The organism is uncultured Phyllobacterium sp., assembly GCF_902479695.1.
Lineage (GTDB): Bacteria > Pseudomonadota > Alphaproteobacteria > Rhizobiales > Rhizobiaceae > Phyllobacterium > Phyllobacterium calauticae.
On the sequence record NZ_CABSQF010000020.1, the window covers coordinates 31,141 to 45,495 of the forward strand.

General features: G+C 60.4%; 13 protein-coding genes. 4 read left to right on the top strand and 9 right to left on the bottom strand.

What is annotated here, in order from left to right:
• Window positions 1-42 precede the first annotated feature (42 nt).
• The 3 genes from RDL77_RS13770 to RDL77_RS13780 all read right to left on the bottom strand — a co-directional run bounded on the left by RDL77_RS13770 (window position 43) and on the right by RDL77_RS13780 (window position 3,344).
• Entirely contained in the window at window positions 43-1,587 is a 1,545-nt protein-coding gene (locus RDL77_RS13770; protein ID WP_223615744.1) for an undecaprenyl-phosphate glucose phosphotransferase, read from the bottom strand.
• Between the two features lie 89 nt (window positions 1,588-1,676).
• Window positions 1,677-2,813, bottom strand: coding sequence for a glycosyltransferase family 4 protein (locus tag RDL77_RS13775; protein WP_288193338.1), 1,137 nt, complete (start codon window positions 2,811-2,813; stop codon window positions 1,677-1,679).
• A 9-nt stretch (window positions 2,814-2,822) separates the two neighbouring features.
• Window positions 2,823-3,344, bottom strand: coding sequence for a polysaccharide biosynthesis/export family protein (locus RDL77_RS13780; protein ID WP_223615777.1), 522 nt, complete (start codon window positions 3,342-3,344; stop codon window positions 2,823-2,825).
• A 232-nt stretch (window positions 3,345-3,576) separates the two neighbouring features.
• Between RDL77_RS13780 and RDL77_RS13785 the strand changes: the two genes are divergently transcribed.
• Entirely contained in the window at window positions 3,577-5,805 is a 2,229-nt protein-coding gene (locus tag RDL77_RS13785; RefSeq protein ID WP_288193340.1) for a GumC family protein, read from the top strand.
• Window positions 5,806-5,811: 6 nt separating this feature from the next.
• Here RDL77_RS13785 and RDL77_RS13790 read toward each other — a convergent pair whose 3' ends face one another.
• Window positions 5,812-6,942, bottom strand: coding sequence for a GNAT family N-acetyltransferase (locus RDL77_RS13790; protein WP_288193342.1), 1,131 nt, complete (start codon window positions 6,940-6,942; stop codon window positions 5,812-5,814).
• A gap of 168 nt (window positions 6,943-7,110) precedes the next feature.
• On the opposite strand from RDL77_RS13790, the gene RDL77_RS13795 reads away from it, so the two are divergent.
• Window positions 7,111-8,127: a polysaccharide deacetylase family protein gene (locus RDL77_RS13795; protein ID WP_288193391.1), complete on the top strand. Its 1,017-nt coding sequence runs from the start codon at window positions 7,111-7,113 to the stop codon at window positions 8,125-8,127.
• A gap of 1 nt (window position 8,128) precedes the next feature.
• Here the strand turns inward: RDL77_RS13795 and RDL77_RS13800 are convergent, their stop codons facing one another.
• Window positions 8,129-8,344, bottom strand: a complete 216-nt coding sequence (locus tag RDL77_RS13800; RefSeq protein WP_105735541.1) for a DUF2842 domain-containing protein — start codon at window positions 8,342-8,344, stop codon at window positions 8,129-8,131.
• A gap of 190 nt (window positions 8,345-8,534) precedes the next feature.
• Here RDL77_RS13800 and RDL77_RS13805 point away from each other — a divergent pair, with 190 nt between their 5' ends.
• Together RDL77_RS13805 and arsK are read left to right on the top strand one after the other, a co-directional pair.
• On the top strand, window positions 8,535-9,632 hold the full coding sequence (locus RDL77_RS13805) for a COX15/CtaA family protein (RefSeq protein WP_223615748.1): 1,098 nt from the start codon (window positions 8,535-8,537) through the stop codon (window positions 9,630-9,632).
• A 96-nt stretch (window positions 9,633-9,728) separates the two neighbouring features.
• The gene (arsK, locus tag RDL77_RS13810) at window positions 9,729-10,943 is read left to right on the top strand and encodes an arsenite efflux MFS transporter ArsK (RefSeq protein WP_288193343.1); all 1,215 of its coding nucleotides are present in this window, start codon (window positions 9,729-9,731) and stop codon (window positions 10,941-10,943) included.
• On the opposite strand, the gene RDL77_RS13815 is transcribed toward arsK, so the two are convergent.
• The 4 genes from RDL77_RS13815 to rpsI form a co-directional block, all read right to left on the bottom strand.
• Window positions 10,932-11,786 carry an aminoglycoside phosphotransferase family protein gene (locus RDL77_RS13815; protein ID WP_288193344.1) on the bottom strand — a complete coding sequence of 285 codons (855 nt, stop codon included), beginning with the start codon at window positions 11,784-11,786 and terminating at the stop codon, window positions 10,932-10,934. The genes arsK and RDL77_RS13815 overlap by 12 nt on opposite strands.
• A complete protein-coding gene (gene argC, locus RDL77_RS13820; RefSeq protein WP_288193346.1) occupies window positions 11,779-12,714 on the bottom strand; it encodes an N-acetyl-gamma-glutamyl-phosphate reductase in 936 nt (311 codons plus the stop codon). The genes RDL77_RS13815 and argC overlap by 8 nt, the downstream gene beginning before the upstream one ends.
• 80 nt (window positions 12,715-12,794) lie before the next feature.
• Window positions 12,795-13,751, bottom strand: coding sequence for an agmatinase (gene speB / locus RDL77_RS13825; protein ID WP_223615752.1), 957 nt, complete (start codon window positions 13,749-13,751; stop codon window positions 12,795-12,797).
• A 125-nt stretch (window positions 13,752-13,876) separates the two neighbouring features.
• Window positions 13,877-14,353, bottom strand: coding sequence for a 30S ribosomal protein S9 (rpsI, locus tag RDL77_RS13830; protein WP_182547165.1), 477 nt, complete (start codon window positions 14,351-14,353; stop codon window positions 13,877-13,879).
• Window positions 14,354-14,355 lie beyond the last annotated feature (2 nt).

Consider the following 14,355-nt stretch of genomic DNA (forward strand, 5'->3'; position numbering starts at 1 on the left):
CCCTGCCGACATGGGCTGAATCAGTGGGATCGGCGGCGGCGCTCAATAGGCGTTGTCCGTGTTGAGCAGGCGGACCGGTGTCAGGAACAGGATTTTCAGATCGAACCACAATGACCAGTTTTCAATGTAGTAGAGATCGAACTCCGTCCGCATCTTGATCTTGTCTTCCGTATCGATTTCACCGCGCCAGCCATTGATCTGAGCCCACCCCGTCACACCCGGCTTGACCCGGTGGCGGGCGAAATAGCCGTCCACGACCTCATTGTAGAGCAGATTGTGGGTATGGGCCGATATGGCGTGCGGCCGGGGCCCGACCAGCGAAAGCGTTCCCATCAGGGAATTGAAAAACTGCGGCAATTCGTCGACGGATGTCTTGCGGATGATGCGTCCGACCTTCGTGACGCGCGGATCGTTCTTCACCACCGCATTGCGCGCCGTCGGATCGCACATTTCCGTATACATGGAACGGAACTTCCAGACCTCGATGATTTCATTGTTGAAGCCGTGCCGCCGCTGCTTGAAAATGACCGAGCCCTTGCTCTCCAGCCGGATGGCGAGGGCGGTCGCCAGCATGATCGGGCTGAAGACAATGATGCCGAACAGGCTGAAGACGATATCGAATGCCCGTTTCGCCACGGAATCCCAGTCATTGATGGGCTTGTCGAACAGATCGATCATGGCGATCGAGCCGATATAGGAATAGGCGCGCGGGCGGAACTGCAGGTGATTGTTGTGGGCCGACAACCGGATATCCACCGGTAGGACCCAGAGCTTCTTGAGAAGCGCCAGAACGCGCTCTTCCGCCGTGATCGGCAGCGAGACAATGAGCATGTCGATATGCGCGATGCGCGCAAACTCGATCAGCTCGGAAATATTGCCCAGCTTGGGATAACCCGCGACGACGGGCGGGGAACGCTTGGCATCCCGGTCATCGAAGACGCCGCAGATGCGGATATCGTTGTAGGGCTGCTGCTCGATCGAGCGGATCAGGTCCTCGGCCGGCTTGCCGCCACCGACAATCACGGCGCGGCGTTCCATCTTGCCGTTGCGGGCCCAGCGGCGGATAAGCCGCGACATGATCACGCGAAAGGCAATGAACAGGATCAGCCCGGAGACATACCAGGTGCCCAGCCAGACCCGCGAATAGGCCTCGGAAATCTTGAGGAAAAAGGCGGCCAGCGCCATCAGCGCAAAGGTGCCGGACCACGCCATCAGCAGGCGACCGAATCGGGTGAACGGATTGCGCATCACCGCAAGCTGGTAACTGTCCGTGAGTTCCAGGACGAGCACGCCGACAATGGCGGTCACAAGAACGGCGGAGAAATAACTGAAGATTGCCCCCCGCTGCGGGCCGACATACATCAGAAAGACCGTCATGCCGGTCAACAGGATAATCAGGAATTCCACGATGCGCATGATGCCGCTGATCATGACGGGCGAATTGCTGTTGCGCGCATATTGCGAGGCAATCTGGTAAGCGACAGGGCTGAGTTTGACCTTTTCCGCCGGTTTGGACGACCCGGCATCGGCCGCAAGATCGCGCACGGCATCCCGCGAGAACCTGTTTTCCCCTTTTCTGTCTTTCATACTGCACCTTGAAGAGTTCGATTGATCCGTCATATCACGGATGAGCTAAGGAATGCTTGCCTGAAAAATGCATGCGGACGGGGTTCGGCCTATTCATTCAGCGCGGCGAAATATTCCGTCTCGAGCTGCGCCGCCATGCTGTCGGCGCTGAAGCGTTGTCTGATCTGATCGGGACCGGGAAGGGCAGCCAGATAGGCGGCGGGATCGCCGAGAACGGCGGACATCTTGCGGGCAAGCTCCTGCGCATCCGGTTGCACCAGGGCGACGGAATTCTCACCCACTATCTCCGGAATGCCGCCGACACGGCTGACGATGACGGGCCGGCCGGCGGCCAGCGCTTCCAGGACAATGTAGGGCAGGGCTTCGGCGCGGGAGGGAATGACCACAATCCGGGCAAGACGAAACGCTGCGCGCGCCTGCATGGGCGGCAGAAACCTGATCTGCGCGTGCATGCCCGTCGCTTCAGCCTGCCGGACAAGCGGATCGCGCTCGCCGCCATCGCCGACAATGACGGCAGTCGGTGCCTGTCCGCCCATGGTGCTCACGCCTGCCAGGGCGTCGATAAAAATATCAGGCCCTTTCAGGCTGCGCAGTTCGCCGATGAACAGGAAATCCGCGGCATCCTTGTCCGGCCGGACGGGTTCAAAATCAGCATCCGCCAGACCGTTATAGATCAGCGCGGATTTGCAGCGCGGCGCGCCGACCTTGGTGATGTATGTGTCACGCTCGAAAGCGGAGACAAAGATGATCCGGTCGGTCATCCCTTCCATGAAGCGCTCGATGCGAAAAATCACGCGGCCGGCCGTGGTGGCCGGGCTGTAGTGCAGGCTGCCGCCATGCGGGGAGTAAAACCGTGCGACGCGCTTTCCGGAAAGCCGCAGCAGCGAGCCGAACAGTCTGGCATAGGTGCCGCCCTTGGCGCCGTGTCCATGCAGGATATCCGGCTGCATTGCCTTGAGCATCTTGCGGGTGCGCACCGCCGCCATCACATCGCCGGGGCCGATCTGCCGCTGCATGGCGATGCGTTTCATCCCCAATGCCAGCTTGTCCCGCATCTGTGCCAGAAGGGCCTCTTCGAAATCCCCGCCGGTCGATGCGTCGCAGACAACGCCGACTTGATGCCCTGCCTTTATCTGTGCATCAATGAGATCGCGCACGTGCCGGAATATTCCCCCGACAGGTGCGCGAAAGCAGTGAACAATACGAAGGGATCGGCTGTCGCTCATCTCCCGCGATCAGAAGAAGCGCTCGCGCACATAGACGGTATCGCCGGGCAGGACGGGATCGGAAATCGTCACGCGGCCGGTGAGGATTTCACCGTTGAGCTGGCGGGTGATGTCGACATCCCCCTGATTGGCCCGGGCGCTGAAACCGCCGGCAGCGGCAATCGCCTTCTGGGCGGTCATTCCCGGCACGTAGGAATATTGACCGGCGGCGCCGACTTCGCCCATGACGAAGATCGGCCGGTAGCGGTCTACTTCCACGGCGACATCAGGATCACGCAAATAGCCCTTGCGCAGCTTGGCGGCCACGGCGGCTTCGATCTGCTGGATTGTCTTGCCGCGGGCAGGCACGCTGCCGATGAGCGGCACCGAGATATAACCGGCCTGATCAACGCTGTAGGTATTGGTCAAGCCTTCCTGTTCGAACACGGTCAGGCGCACCCGGTCACCCGCATCGAGCAGGTAGGGTTTGTTGATGGCGTCGTGAAATGCCGCAGGGGCAGGGCGATAACTGGCGCAGCCGCCGAGTGTCATCGACACAACGCTGATCGCGACCAGAAAGATTTGCTTGCTGAACACCGTAAATACCCTTGCAACAATGGCGACGAATTCGCTCGACTCTGAGCGGGATTATCAGTTCATTAGGGTTAATGGCTGGTAAACTGCGCGTGCACTTTTGTTGCGCTGTCTGCTTTATAGTCCGGATATTTTAACCCGCTGGTTACCATGGGTCTTTACCATTGCGGCATTCAAAGTGGAGTGGGGAATGCCTCGGGCTGGCTCTGTCGATAGTGACGTGGATATTGACGTTGGTGCGCTGTTTGCCAGTTTATGGCGCAACAGGGTGCGCGTTTTGCTGGGCGCCATTCTGCTGACGCTGGCGGCGTTCCTGGTTCTTTCGCTTATTTCGCCCAAATACCGCGCGGAAACACGCATTCTCATCGAGACGCGCGAATCCGTGTTTACCCGCCCCAGCGGCGAGCAGGGTGACGACCGGCCGATTCTCGATCAGGAGGGAATCAAGAGCCAGGTGGAACTCATCGGTTCGTCCGACCTGTTGAAGCGGGTGATCGCAAAGCTTGACCTGGGCAACAATGCTGAACTCGCTGCTGGTGCCGATCCTTCAGCGCTGACGCGTATCCTGGCCAAGCTTGGCCTGGCGGCCGATCCCGATGCCACGGCACGCGATGATTATATCCTGCAGGCCGTGCGCGATCGCCTCGTGGTCTACAGCGTGCAGAATTCGCGCGTCATCGTCATCCAGTTTTCCTCGAAGGACCCGACGCTGTCCGCCGCGGTGCCAAATGCCATCGCGGATGAATATGTGGCAACGCAACAGGCGTCGAAATCCCAGTCGAATGCCGATGCCACCGGCTGGCTCGAACCTGAAATTGCCGATCTGAGCAAGCGGGTAAAGGATGCCGAAGCCAAGGTTGCCGCCTATCGCAGCTCGTCTGACCTGCTGATCGGCCAGAACAATGCGGTTTTGGCCACGCAGCAACTGTCCGAACTGTCATCGGAACTGTCGCGCGTGCGCGCCAGCAAGGCGGCCAGTGAAGCCAAAGCGACGGGTATTCGCACAGCGCTCGCCAAGGGTGCCCCGGTGGAAACCCTGCCTGATGTGATGGCGTCGCCGCTGATCCAGCGGCTGCGCGAACGCCAGGTTCAGCTCAACAACGACATTGCCGATCTGTCCGCGTCCCTGCTGAGCGGCCACCCGCGCATCAAGGCCCTGCGGTCGCAGCTGGCCGATCTCGATCAGCAGATCAGGCTGGAGGCCCGCAAGGTGCTTGCCAGCCTTGAAAACGAGGCGGAAACGTCCCGTCTGCGTGAATCCGAACTGACGCGCACCCTCAATGGTTTGAAGGCGCAATCATCCAAGGCCGGCGAAGAAGAAGTGGAATTGCGCGCACTGGAGCGCGAGGCGACGGCGCAACGCCAGCTGCTCGAATCATACCTGACGCGCTACCGCGAGGCTTCCTCACGCACGGATCGCGGCTATCTGCCTGCCGATGTCCGGATTTTCTCCCGTGCGGACAAGCCGGTCGAGCCCTATTTCCCCAAGGTTCTCCCGATGACCGCTGCGGCCTTTGTCGCCTCGCTGCTGGTCCTGAGCATCGGCACGCTGCTCAGCGCCTTGTTCAGCGGCCGGGCCCTGCGTCCTGCGCACACGGCCGTTGCAGATGTTGGTGTGGTGGAACCCAAGGTGGTGGTCGCTCCCCCGAAAATCGTGGCAGCGGCTGTGCCTCCGGTTGAAAGCAGCAAGCCCCTGCATGCGGAGCCGTCGCCGGTTGCCGCACCGGTATTCACGGCGCCATCCGTTGCAGCCCCGGTTCTGGCTGCCGCGCCATCCGTAGAAAGTCCCGATCACCATGCGGATCATTCGGGTGTTGCCGGCGTTGCCGACCGCCTGATGGCAAGCGGTGCCGCCCGCGCGGTTATCGTGTCGCCGGAAGGGGACGAGGCCTCCGCGCTGACCATATTGCTGGTGCGGGAGCTTGCCGATCGCGGCGTGCGGGTCGTTCTGATCGATATGACCGGATCGGGTGAAATCGGCCGTTCCATGCTGGATGGCCAGAATCTCGCGGGGATGACCGACCTTTTGGCCAATGAGCGGTCATTCAGCGAAGTCATCCACGCCGATCATTATTCGCAGGCGGAACTCATTCCCCTCGGCATCCATGACCCCGTCAAGGCCATGCAGTCCATCGGGCGCCTGCCGATGATTCTCAATGCCTTGCAGTCCGCCTATGATCTGGTGGTCATCGACAGCGGACCGGCCACGGCGGCCGAGCTGAAGCACATTGTCGACGATGGTTCCGAACTCGTGCTGAGCCTGGTCGATCCTGAAGACCGTGGCGTCAAGGCCATATCCATGGCGCTGTTTGACGGCGAGTTCATCAAGCCCGAGCTTCTCACCCCGTTCAAGGATGGCTCGCTTGAGCTGGACGACGGGTTGATCGTCCGCGCCGCTGCCACGAGCCATCGCCACTGAGACTGTTCAGGCGCGGCCAAAGAGCCGGGACCGCAGTTTTTTCACCGTGGTCCACAGGTGGTCATTTCTCTTGACGGCACGCACGAGATTGCCGCAGGCGGCGCGGTAGGCGGCACAGGCGCGGCCCTTGGCCGTCAGGCTGTGCTGCGTGTCATGGAGGAGCGTTTCGACATCGCACCAGTTCCGCTTGTACGGCTCGTCGCCAACCCCGAAACTATAGGAGGCAAGATCGGTGTTGCAACTGTCCTGAATGTCTTCGAAAAACAGGAACTCACCCGGACTGGCATTGCTCATGTCATCGTCGGCAATGCCGATGAAGTCGATGAAGGTCTGCGTTCTCGCCCGGGATTTGCCGAGGACCGCCCGATAACGCCCGGCGACCTCGACGGCTTTGAGCTGGAACAGGGGCTGTTCCTTCGCCGCGTGCCGGGCAAACAACTGCTGGAAGAAACGCTGAATTTCCTCGGGTTCAAAGGTATTCCTGATCCCGGATTTGGCGAACTTTTCCGCCTTGTTTGCAAGGTAGTTCTCAAGCATGGCATCGGCCTCGCTTGGCACCGTTGCCGTGACAATGCGGTACCCGCCGACCTCGGCAAACTTGCCGATGCTGTTGCGGTGTTTTTTCTTCTTGCGCTTGGCGTTGTGGCGCTCGAGAACCGTCTGAAAATTGCGATCCAGCGTGATCGCCAGACTGATATTGGCATTTACCCGGTTCGGCAGTTGCAGCAGCGGGTTGGCGCAACCGTCGAGCAGCGGAAGCTGCCGTTCCAGCGTGACGAGGTCGATGTCCGGCCGCGACTGGTGCAGGGCCTCGAAGAGCCGGTTCAGGTCGCCGGGGCTGACGGCATGCGCGGGGGACACAACGGGGAAATTGCAGTTGGCATGCGGCCCGCCGGGGTAGGCGGCGACCCTGAAGGGGCCGGACCGGCTGATCGCCAGCGGCAGAACGAAGACCGGTATTTCTCCGGCGCAGAGGCAAGCGATCAGGCAATCCGCATTGACATTCGCCTGCCACAGGGAAACCCAATCTTCGGACTGTGCCGGGCCGCAGACATGGTTCTGCGGCAGGGATCGCCAGATTGTTGCGATTTCACCGGGTGCCGCAATGATTCTTGGATCGAGATGGGGTAAAGGCATGGCGGGTTCCAGTGAAAGCGGTGTTGCGTCAAATACCATGCCGTTGATCAACGATATATAAACACTTAATCTGCATGAAATGACGGTCACGATCCCGTTTCAACATGCCTATTAGCGCGAATTGGTGAAGGAATGGTCCACGCGGCCGACTTGATACGAAAGGCCGTGATGCGACTGGCGTGGCACACCGGTTTTGCGTCGACGGCGCGCGAGCATTTTGGCGGGCTGGGCTCGATCATCATGCTGCATCGCGTCCGTCCGGACTGCGTCAGCCCGCTTGGCGTGACGCGCTCCCTGTCTATCACGCCAGCATTCCTTGAACAGATCATCGTTTCGCTCAAATCCGAGGGAACCGAGTTCATTTCCATGGACGAGGTGGTCGAACGGGTGAAGAGTGGCAAACGTTCCGACCGGCGTTTCGTCGCGGTGACGCTTGACGATGGCTATGACGATAATTTCCACCACGCCTATCCCGTCTTCCAGAAACATTCGGTGCCGTTCGTCGTGTATGTCGCACCGGGTTTCATCGAAGGGGCGGCGGTGCTGTGGTGGGAAGTGGTCGAAAGCCTTGTCGCCAAGGCGGATTTCATCCGAATCCCCGACGGGCCGGAATGGCGATGCGGGACGCTTTCCCAGAAAAGATCGGCTTTTCATGCCATTATGCGGTATTTCTCATATACGCTGACCGAACTGGAACAGATGCCTGTCCTGCGCGAGATGTGCGCGGCGGAGGATATGGTGTGCAGCGTCGCGCCGGACCGCGATGTCATGAGCTGGAACGAAATCCGCCAGATGGACCGCGATCCGCTGTGCACCATCGGCGGCCACACGGTGCACCACTACAATCTGAAAAAGCTGACGGCGGGCATGGTCGCGCAGGAAATGCATCTGTCGGCAGGCATGATCGAGGACCAGCTCGGGCGGCGGCCGCAGCATTTTGCCTATCCCTACGGCTCAGCCAAGGCGGCCGGTAAGCGGGAGGCGGAAATTGCCGCGGCAGAGGGTTTCCTGTCTGGTGTTACGACCCGGCATGGAACCATCCATACCGAGCACAGCAACAATCTGCATGCCTTGCCGCGCATCTCCATCAATGGCCGCTTCCAGAAGCTGGTTTACGCCCAGACGATGATGAGCGGGGTGACGACGCCGATTGCCAATGCGGGGCGGCGCGTCATTCAGGCCTGAGTTAGGCTTTCTTCTTTGGTGCTTTTTCCATCCAGCTGATGATGAACATGGCGGGAATGACCCAAAGCAGGCCGGTGCCAAGAAAATAGATCAGGTGGATCCACGGGCTGGCATTGGCAAGCAGCGCCACGGCGAAGATCGTGGCGACGATGGCGTAGACGCAAACCAGGGTAACCAGCAGGATGGTTCCGATGAGTTTCTTGAGCCTTACGGGCATGAATCCATTCCAGTTCTGGTCTTTTTCATCTGCAACACGTGCGCAAGGGTCTCATCTAACCGGTTAAGCCGCAGCCGAAAAGCAAAAAAGCCCCCCTTGCGGTAAAAACGCGACGGCTTGTCGCGTAAACCCGGCTTGTCATCCCGGCGCATATGCTGCACCTATCCGGCCAGTTACAGGAGTGTTTTGAATGGCCGCCCACACCCTATCCGAAGGCGCTGTGTCCTCCGCCGGAGATCGCGAAGCGCGCAACCGCAGACTGATCCGCGTGTGGCTCTATCTCGTGCTGCTTGTGCTCGCCACGATCGTTCTGGTCGGCGGTGCGACGCGCATGACCGGTTCGGGCCTTTCAATCACCGAATGGAAGCCGATCCACGGCATCATTCCTCCCTTGAACCACGCGCAATGGCTGGAAGAGTTCGAGAAATACAAGCTCATTCCGCAGTACGAACAGCTCAACAAGGGCATGAGCCTTGGCGAATTCCAGCGCATTTTCTGGTGGGAGTGGTCGCACCGGTTCCTGGCGCGGGGCGTCGGCTTCCTCGTCGCCATTCCGCTTGCCTTCTTCTGGCTGACCGGCCGGCTTGAACGGCTGCTGAAGCCGCGCATGATCGGCATCCTGGCGCTTGGCGGCCTGCAGGGCGCCGTGGGCTGGTGGATGGTTGCATCGGGTCTCAGCGGCCGCGTCGACGTCAGCCAGTACAGGCTGGCGACCCATTTGACGCTCGCCTGCATCATCTTTGCCGCCGTAATGTACGTGGCACGCGGTCTTGCCGTCTATTCGGAACGGCCGGCCGGCAGCGGCATCCAACGTCTGGCAGGTTGGTTCGTGGTGTTTGTCTTCATCCAGATTTACCTCGGCGCCCTGGTTGCCGGGCTGGATGCCGGTCTTTCCTACAATACCTGGCCGCTGATGGATGGGGCCGTCATTCCCGGCGACATGTTCCCGATCCAGCCCATCTGGCACAATTTCTTCGAGAATCCCAAGACCGTGCAGTTCGTTCACCGCTGCTTCGCCTATTTCGTGCTGCTTGCGGCGCTGTGGCAGGCGGTCTCGACGGTGCGGCGCCTGCCGGGTACCACCCATGCGCGGCGTGCGATATTCCTGGTGGTCCTTGTCCTCACGCAGGCAGCCATCGGCATCACCACGCTGCTGATGCAGGTGCCGATGAGCCTGGGCCTTTTGCATCAGGGATTTGCCATCGTCATCCTGGGTTTCGCCGTTGCCCATTGGCGCGCAACCAAGGGCGCATACCCCTTGCCAACGGAAATTTCTGCCCGGCGATAGGGTGAACTGTATTTGCACCGAGACTCGGTGTAGTGATTCGAGAGCTTCGCTGGCTACGGACAGCGGGGCATTCCCGCCGTATCGAAAGCAACCATCATGATTCTCAGCGCAAGACGCTCACTGGCCGCCGTTACAGGTCTGGGTGTCACGCAGATCGTCAGCTACGGCACGCTCTATTACAGTTTCAGCATTCTCGAACCGGCCATGGCGCAGGAGTTCGGCCAGTCCCGCCAATGGCTGTTTGCGGCCTTCTCCGGCACGCTTCTGATCGGCGGCATCATCTCGCCATGGTCCGGCCGCTGGGCCGACCGCTTCGGAGCAGGGCGGGTGATGACATTCGGCTCGCTCGCCGCAGCGCTGTCGCTCATCCTCTGCGTCCTGTCGCCAAGCTGGATCTGGTTCGCTCCGGCACTCGTGACAACGGGGATGGCCACACCGTTCATCCTCTACAACACGGCCTTTGCGGTGCTTGTGCAGATCGATCCGCAGACGGCGCCGCGCCGGATCACCTATCTGACGCTGATAGCCGGGTTTTCCTCGACCTTGTTCTGGCCGCTGGCAACACATCTGCTGACAGTGTTTACGTGGCGGGAGATTTACCTGTTCTATGCGGGATTGCAGGTCTTCATCTGTTTTCCCATCCATTTCTGGTTGTCGCAAATGACGCGGCGCTCGCCAAAGCTGCATGAGGAACGCGCGGATGAATCCGCCAGGGGCGTCGGCGGGCAGTTGCCCATCGAGAACAGGCGTTCGGCGCTGCTGCTGATCATGGCCGGATTTTCGCTGGCAAGCTTTTCGCTGTCTGCCATGCTCGTGCATCTGGTGCCTGTTCTGGCTGCCGTAGGTGTCGGTACGTCGGCCGTCCTGGTCGGTGCCATTTTTGGGCCATCGCAGTTCGCCGCGCGTCTGGTAAACATGGTTTTCGGCACCCGGTTGTCGGCTATGGCCATTGCGGTGCTGTCGACGGCCCTGATCCCGTTATCGTTCCTGATGTTGATCGCGCCACTGCCTGTGCCGCTGGTGGCGGGCGCCGTGGTCTTCGCCATGCTCTTCGGCATGGGATCGGGGCTCAACAGCATCGTTCAGGGGACCCTGCCGCTGGCGCTGTTCGGGCATCAGGGCTATGGCGAAATTCTGGGCAAGATCACCTCGGCGCGGCTGATCGTATCGTCATCCGCGCCGTTCATCTTCGCCTTCATCATGGAAAAGCTCGGGCCGACGCTGGCATTGTCGGTTGCCGCCACGGTGGGCATTCTCGGCGTCCTGACATTCCTGACGGTCGCCCGCCTGGTCCGGCGCTCAGCCCAGTGAGGCCATTACGCGTTGCACTGCCCGTGCGACGCCGAGGCTCCGCTCCGCTTCCTCGAAATTCGCGTCTTCCGTGTGCCACGAAGCCGACAGCGCCGCATGCGACATGGCATAGCCGAGGATGGTGCCGATATCGCGGTTGAAGGCGCGGGAGAAAGTGAGGGCCATCGTTGCAACACGCTGGTCGCTGGTGCGCAAATCCTGCCGTTCCAACGGGTTGTAGAACATGTTGGCGGCATCGTACATGGGATCGCCCAAAAGCCCCTGCGGGTCGATGACAAGCCAGCCCCGATCGCCCAGAAGGATGTTCTCGTGGTGGACATCGCCATGCAGCGGCTGAACGTCGACCGGGTTGCTGAGCAGCGTGTCGGCAATCCCCGCCGCTGCAACAAAAATGCTGGCATCGCCGTTGTTCCGGTCGATTTCCGCCTTCTTGAACAGGCTGGCATATTGTTCGCGCAATGGCCGCAGGTCCGGTGCGAAGGATTTGCCCTTGCCATTATTGCCCTGCAGTTTCAGCAGGACATCGACAGCAATCGCAGTGGCCGCATCGTCGCCATGCGCGTTCAGATGGTCCAGCAGAGTGCGGCTGCCGGCATGTTCGAGCAGCAGCAGATTGCCATTTTCGGCCAGCACGCGGATGGAGCCGTTGCCGTCGTGCCAGTCGAGATAGTGCACGCCGCGCAACTCTTCCCGCATGCCGGTTTCGTTGAGTGCCTTCACCACGGCGGGTGTACCGTCAGCCAGCCGCACCATGATGATGCGGCTGGTATGGGTTTCAACGAACAGTTCCGGAGAAGATATCTGCCATTCGGCCGGGAACGTCTCGTGGATGCTGTCAGCCATGGTTCAGCATGAGGTCGAGATTCTGCACGGCAGCGCCGGAAGCGCCCTTGCCGAGATTGTCGAGCAGCGCCACGAGGTTCACCTGTCCCTGGCCTTCCGTGCCGAGCACGAACAGCTTCATGATGTCGGTATCGCGCAGTTCCTCCGCATCGATTCTTGCAAGCGATGCACTCTCCGCCAGCGGCACCACCTGCACGATGTCCTGGCCTTCATAATGGGCTGTCAGGGCAGCATGGATGGATTCCAGCGAGGCATTGCCGTTGAGGTCGCCGGTGAACACGGGAACCTGCACGATCATCCCCTGGGCAAAGCGGCCGACGCTGGGACTGAAGATCGGACGCCGGTCGAGATGGCCGTGCGTCTGCAGTTCCGGGACGTGCTTGTGCTTGAGCGGCAAGCCGTAGAGGAAATTGTTGGCGCTGATATGGTCCGGATTAGCGGGATTTTCCATCTGCGCGATCATCTGCTTGCCGCCGCCGGTATAGCCGGAAACCGCATTGACGGTGATCGGGTAATCGCCGGGAAGAATGCCCGCATCACGCAGCGGCCGGACCAGCGAAATCGCGCCGGTCGGATAGCAGCCGGGATTAGCCACCAGCCGTGCATCGGCGATCTTCTGCCGCTGCGCCCGGTCGAGCTCGGCAAAGCCATAGGCCCAATCAGGATGAATCCGGTGCGCCGTCGATGTATCGATGATCCGCGTGGAATTATGGCCTTCAAGGATGGCGACGGCTTCCTTCGACGCGTCGTCCGGCAGGCAGAGGATTGCCACGTCGGCGCTCTTCAGGAAGTCGGCGCGCATGTCCTTGTTGCGCCGCTCCGCTTCCGGAATGGAGAGGACTTCGAGATCATGACGGCCGGCAAGCCGTGTCCGGATCTGCAGTCCTGTGGTGCCGTGTTCGCCGTCGATAAAGATTTTCGGTTTCATGTGAGATGCCTTTGGCGCTTGATATTCAGAGAGTTAGCGAGAAAACCGGATTCATTATGTAAGAACCCTGAATCAGAATATCAGCTTCGTCGCTTGGCTTTTTTCTCCGCAAGAATACCAAGATAGTACATCGCTATTGTGGCACCGGCGATGGCCGTCACATCCGCATGGTCATAGGCGGGCGCGACCTCCACCACGTCGGCGCCGACGATGTTAAGTTCCGTCAGATGGCGCAGCACCGAAAGGATTTTCGCCGACGACGGGCCGCCGGCAACGGGCGTGCCGGTTCCGGGAGCAAAAGCCGGGTCGAGGCAATCGATGTCGAAGGTGAGATAGACGGGTTTGCCCGCGGTGCGCTTGATGATCGCCTTGGCAATCTCCGCAGCTGACATTTCCTCGACTTCATAACCGTAGACGATCTGCAGGCCGCAATCATCCGGCGCGTGGGTGCGAATACCGACCTGAATCGAATGCGCGGGGTCGATGACGCCGTCGCGCGCTGCCCGGCCGACAAAGGAGCCATGATCGATGCGCTTGCCGTCATCGTACCATGTGTCCTGATGCGCATCGAACTGCACCAGTGCCACCGGGCCATGCTTGGCCGCATGCGCTTTCAGGATGGGCCATGTGACGAAGTGATCGCCGCCCATGGAGAGCAGGAACGCGCCCGATTTGACGATCTTGGCCGCTTCGCGCTCGATTGTCGCTGGAGTCTTCTGGTGATTGCCGTAGTCGAGCAGGCAATCGCCGTAGTCGATCACCGCGAGGTCTTCGAACAGATCGCGCTGGAAGGGGTACTGCGGGTCATTGTCGAAAATAGCCGATGCCCGCCGGATCGCCTGCGGGCCGAACCGCGCACCCGGCCGGTTGGAAACCGCGGCGTCGAAGGGAATGCCCCAGACCACCACTTCCGCACCGTTCAGATTCTTCGTATAGCGCCGGCGCATGAAGGACAGTGCGCCTGCATGTGTGGGATCGGTCGCAGCGCTGGTCGGGGTCCGTGCGGTGAAGGCGTGATCGATGGTCTTCGATGGCATTGGATTTCTAACTCCGGGATAATGCATCTTCAGCTTGGCGGCGAAGCTACCGCAAACGCATTTATTGGCAACAAAAAAGCGGACCCGAGGGCCCGCTTTTTGTTCTGTCCAATTGAAACGCTGGATTAGCGCTTCGAGAACTGGAAGGAACGACGGGCCTTCGCCTTGCCGTACTTCTTACGTTCAACAACGCGGCTGTCGCGTGTGAGGAAACCACCCTTCTTCAGAACACCGCGCAGGGCAGGTTCGAAGTAGGTGAGGGCCTTGGAAATGCCGTGACGAACGGCACCGGCCTGACCGGACAGACCACCACCGGCAACGGTCGCGATGATGTCGTACTGGCCAGCGCGGTTAGCGGCAACGATTGGCTGCTGCAGGATCATCTGCAGAACCGGACGGGCGAAATACTTGCCGTATTCCTTTTCGTTGACGATGATCTTGCCGGAACCTGGCTTGATCCAGACGCGGGCAACCGCATCCTTGCGCTTGCCTGTTGCATAGGCACGGCCATTGGCGTCGAGCTTCTGGACATGAACCGGTGCAGCTGCCTGCGTCGATGCGGCGGCAGTACCGAGATCTGCGAGCGAATTGAGCTCAGCCATTC

Excerpts from the sequence above, each read along its gene's own strand:
- RDL77_RS13770 (WP_223615744.1), bottom strand. The coding sequence starts at position 1,587 with ATGAAAGACAGAAAAGGGGAAAACAGGTTCTCGCGGGATGCCGTGCGC.
- RDL77_RS13775 (WP_288193338.1), bottom strand. The coding sequence starts at position 2,813 with ATGAGCGACAGCCGATCCCTTCGTATTGTTCACTGCTTTCGCGCACCT.
- RDL77_RS13780 (WP_223615777.1), bottom strand. The coding sequence starts at position 3,344 with ATGACACTCGGCGGCTGCGCCAGTTATCGCCCTGCCCCTGCGGCATTT.
- RDL77_RS13785 (WP_288193340.1), top strand. The coding sequence starts at position 3,577 with ATGCCTCGGGCTGGCTCTGTCGATAGTGACGTGGATATTGACGTTGGT.
- RDL77_RS13790 (WP_288193342.1), bottom strand. The coding sequence starts at position 6,942 with ATGCCTTTACCCCATCTCGATCCAAGAATCATTGCGGCACCCGGTGAA.
- RDL77_RS13795 (WP_288193391.1), top strand. The coding sequence starts at position 7,111 with ATGCGACTGGCGTGGCACACCGGTTTTGCGTCGACGGCGCGCGAGCAT.
- RDL77_RS13800 (WP_105735541.1), bottom strand. The coding sequence starts at position 8,344 with ATGCCCGTAAGGCTCAAGAAACTCATCGGAACCATCCTGCTGGTTACC.
- RDL77_RS13805 (WP_223615748.1), top strand. The coding sequence starts at position 8,535 with ATGGCCGCCCACACCCTATCCGAAGGCGCTGTGTCCTCCGCCGGAGAT.
- arsK (WP_288193343.1), top strand. The coding sequence starts at position 9,729 with ATGATTCTCAGCGCAAGACGCTCACTGGCCGCCGTTACAGGTCTGGGT.
- RDL77_RS13815 (WP_288193344.1), bottom strand. The coding sequence starts at position 11,786 with ATGGCTGACAGCATCCACGAGACGTTCCCGGCCGAATGGCAGATATCT.
- argC (WP_288193346.1), bottom strand. The coding sequence starts at position 12,714 with ATGAAACCGAAAATCTTTATCGACGGCGAACACGGCACCACAGGACTG.
- speB (WP_223615752.1), bottom strand. The coding sequence starts at position 13,751 with ATGCCATCGAAGACCATCGATCACGCCTTCACCGCACGGACCCCGACC.
- rpsI (WP_182547165.1), bottom strand. The coding sequence starts at position 14,353 with ATGGCTGAGCTCAATTCGCTCGCAGATCTCGGTACTGCCGCCGCATCG.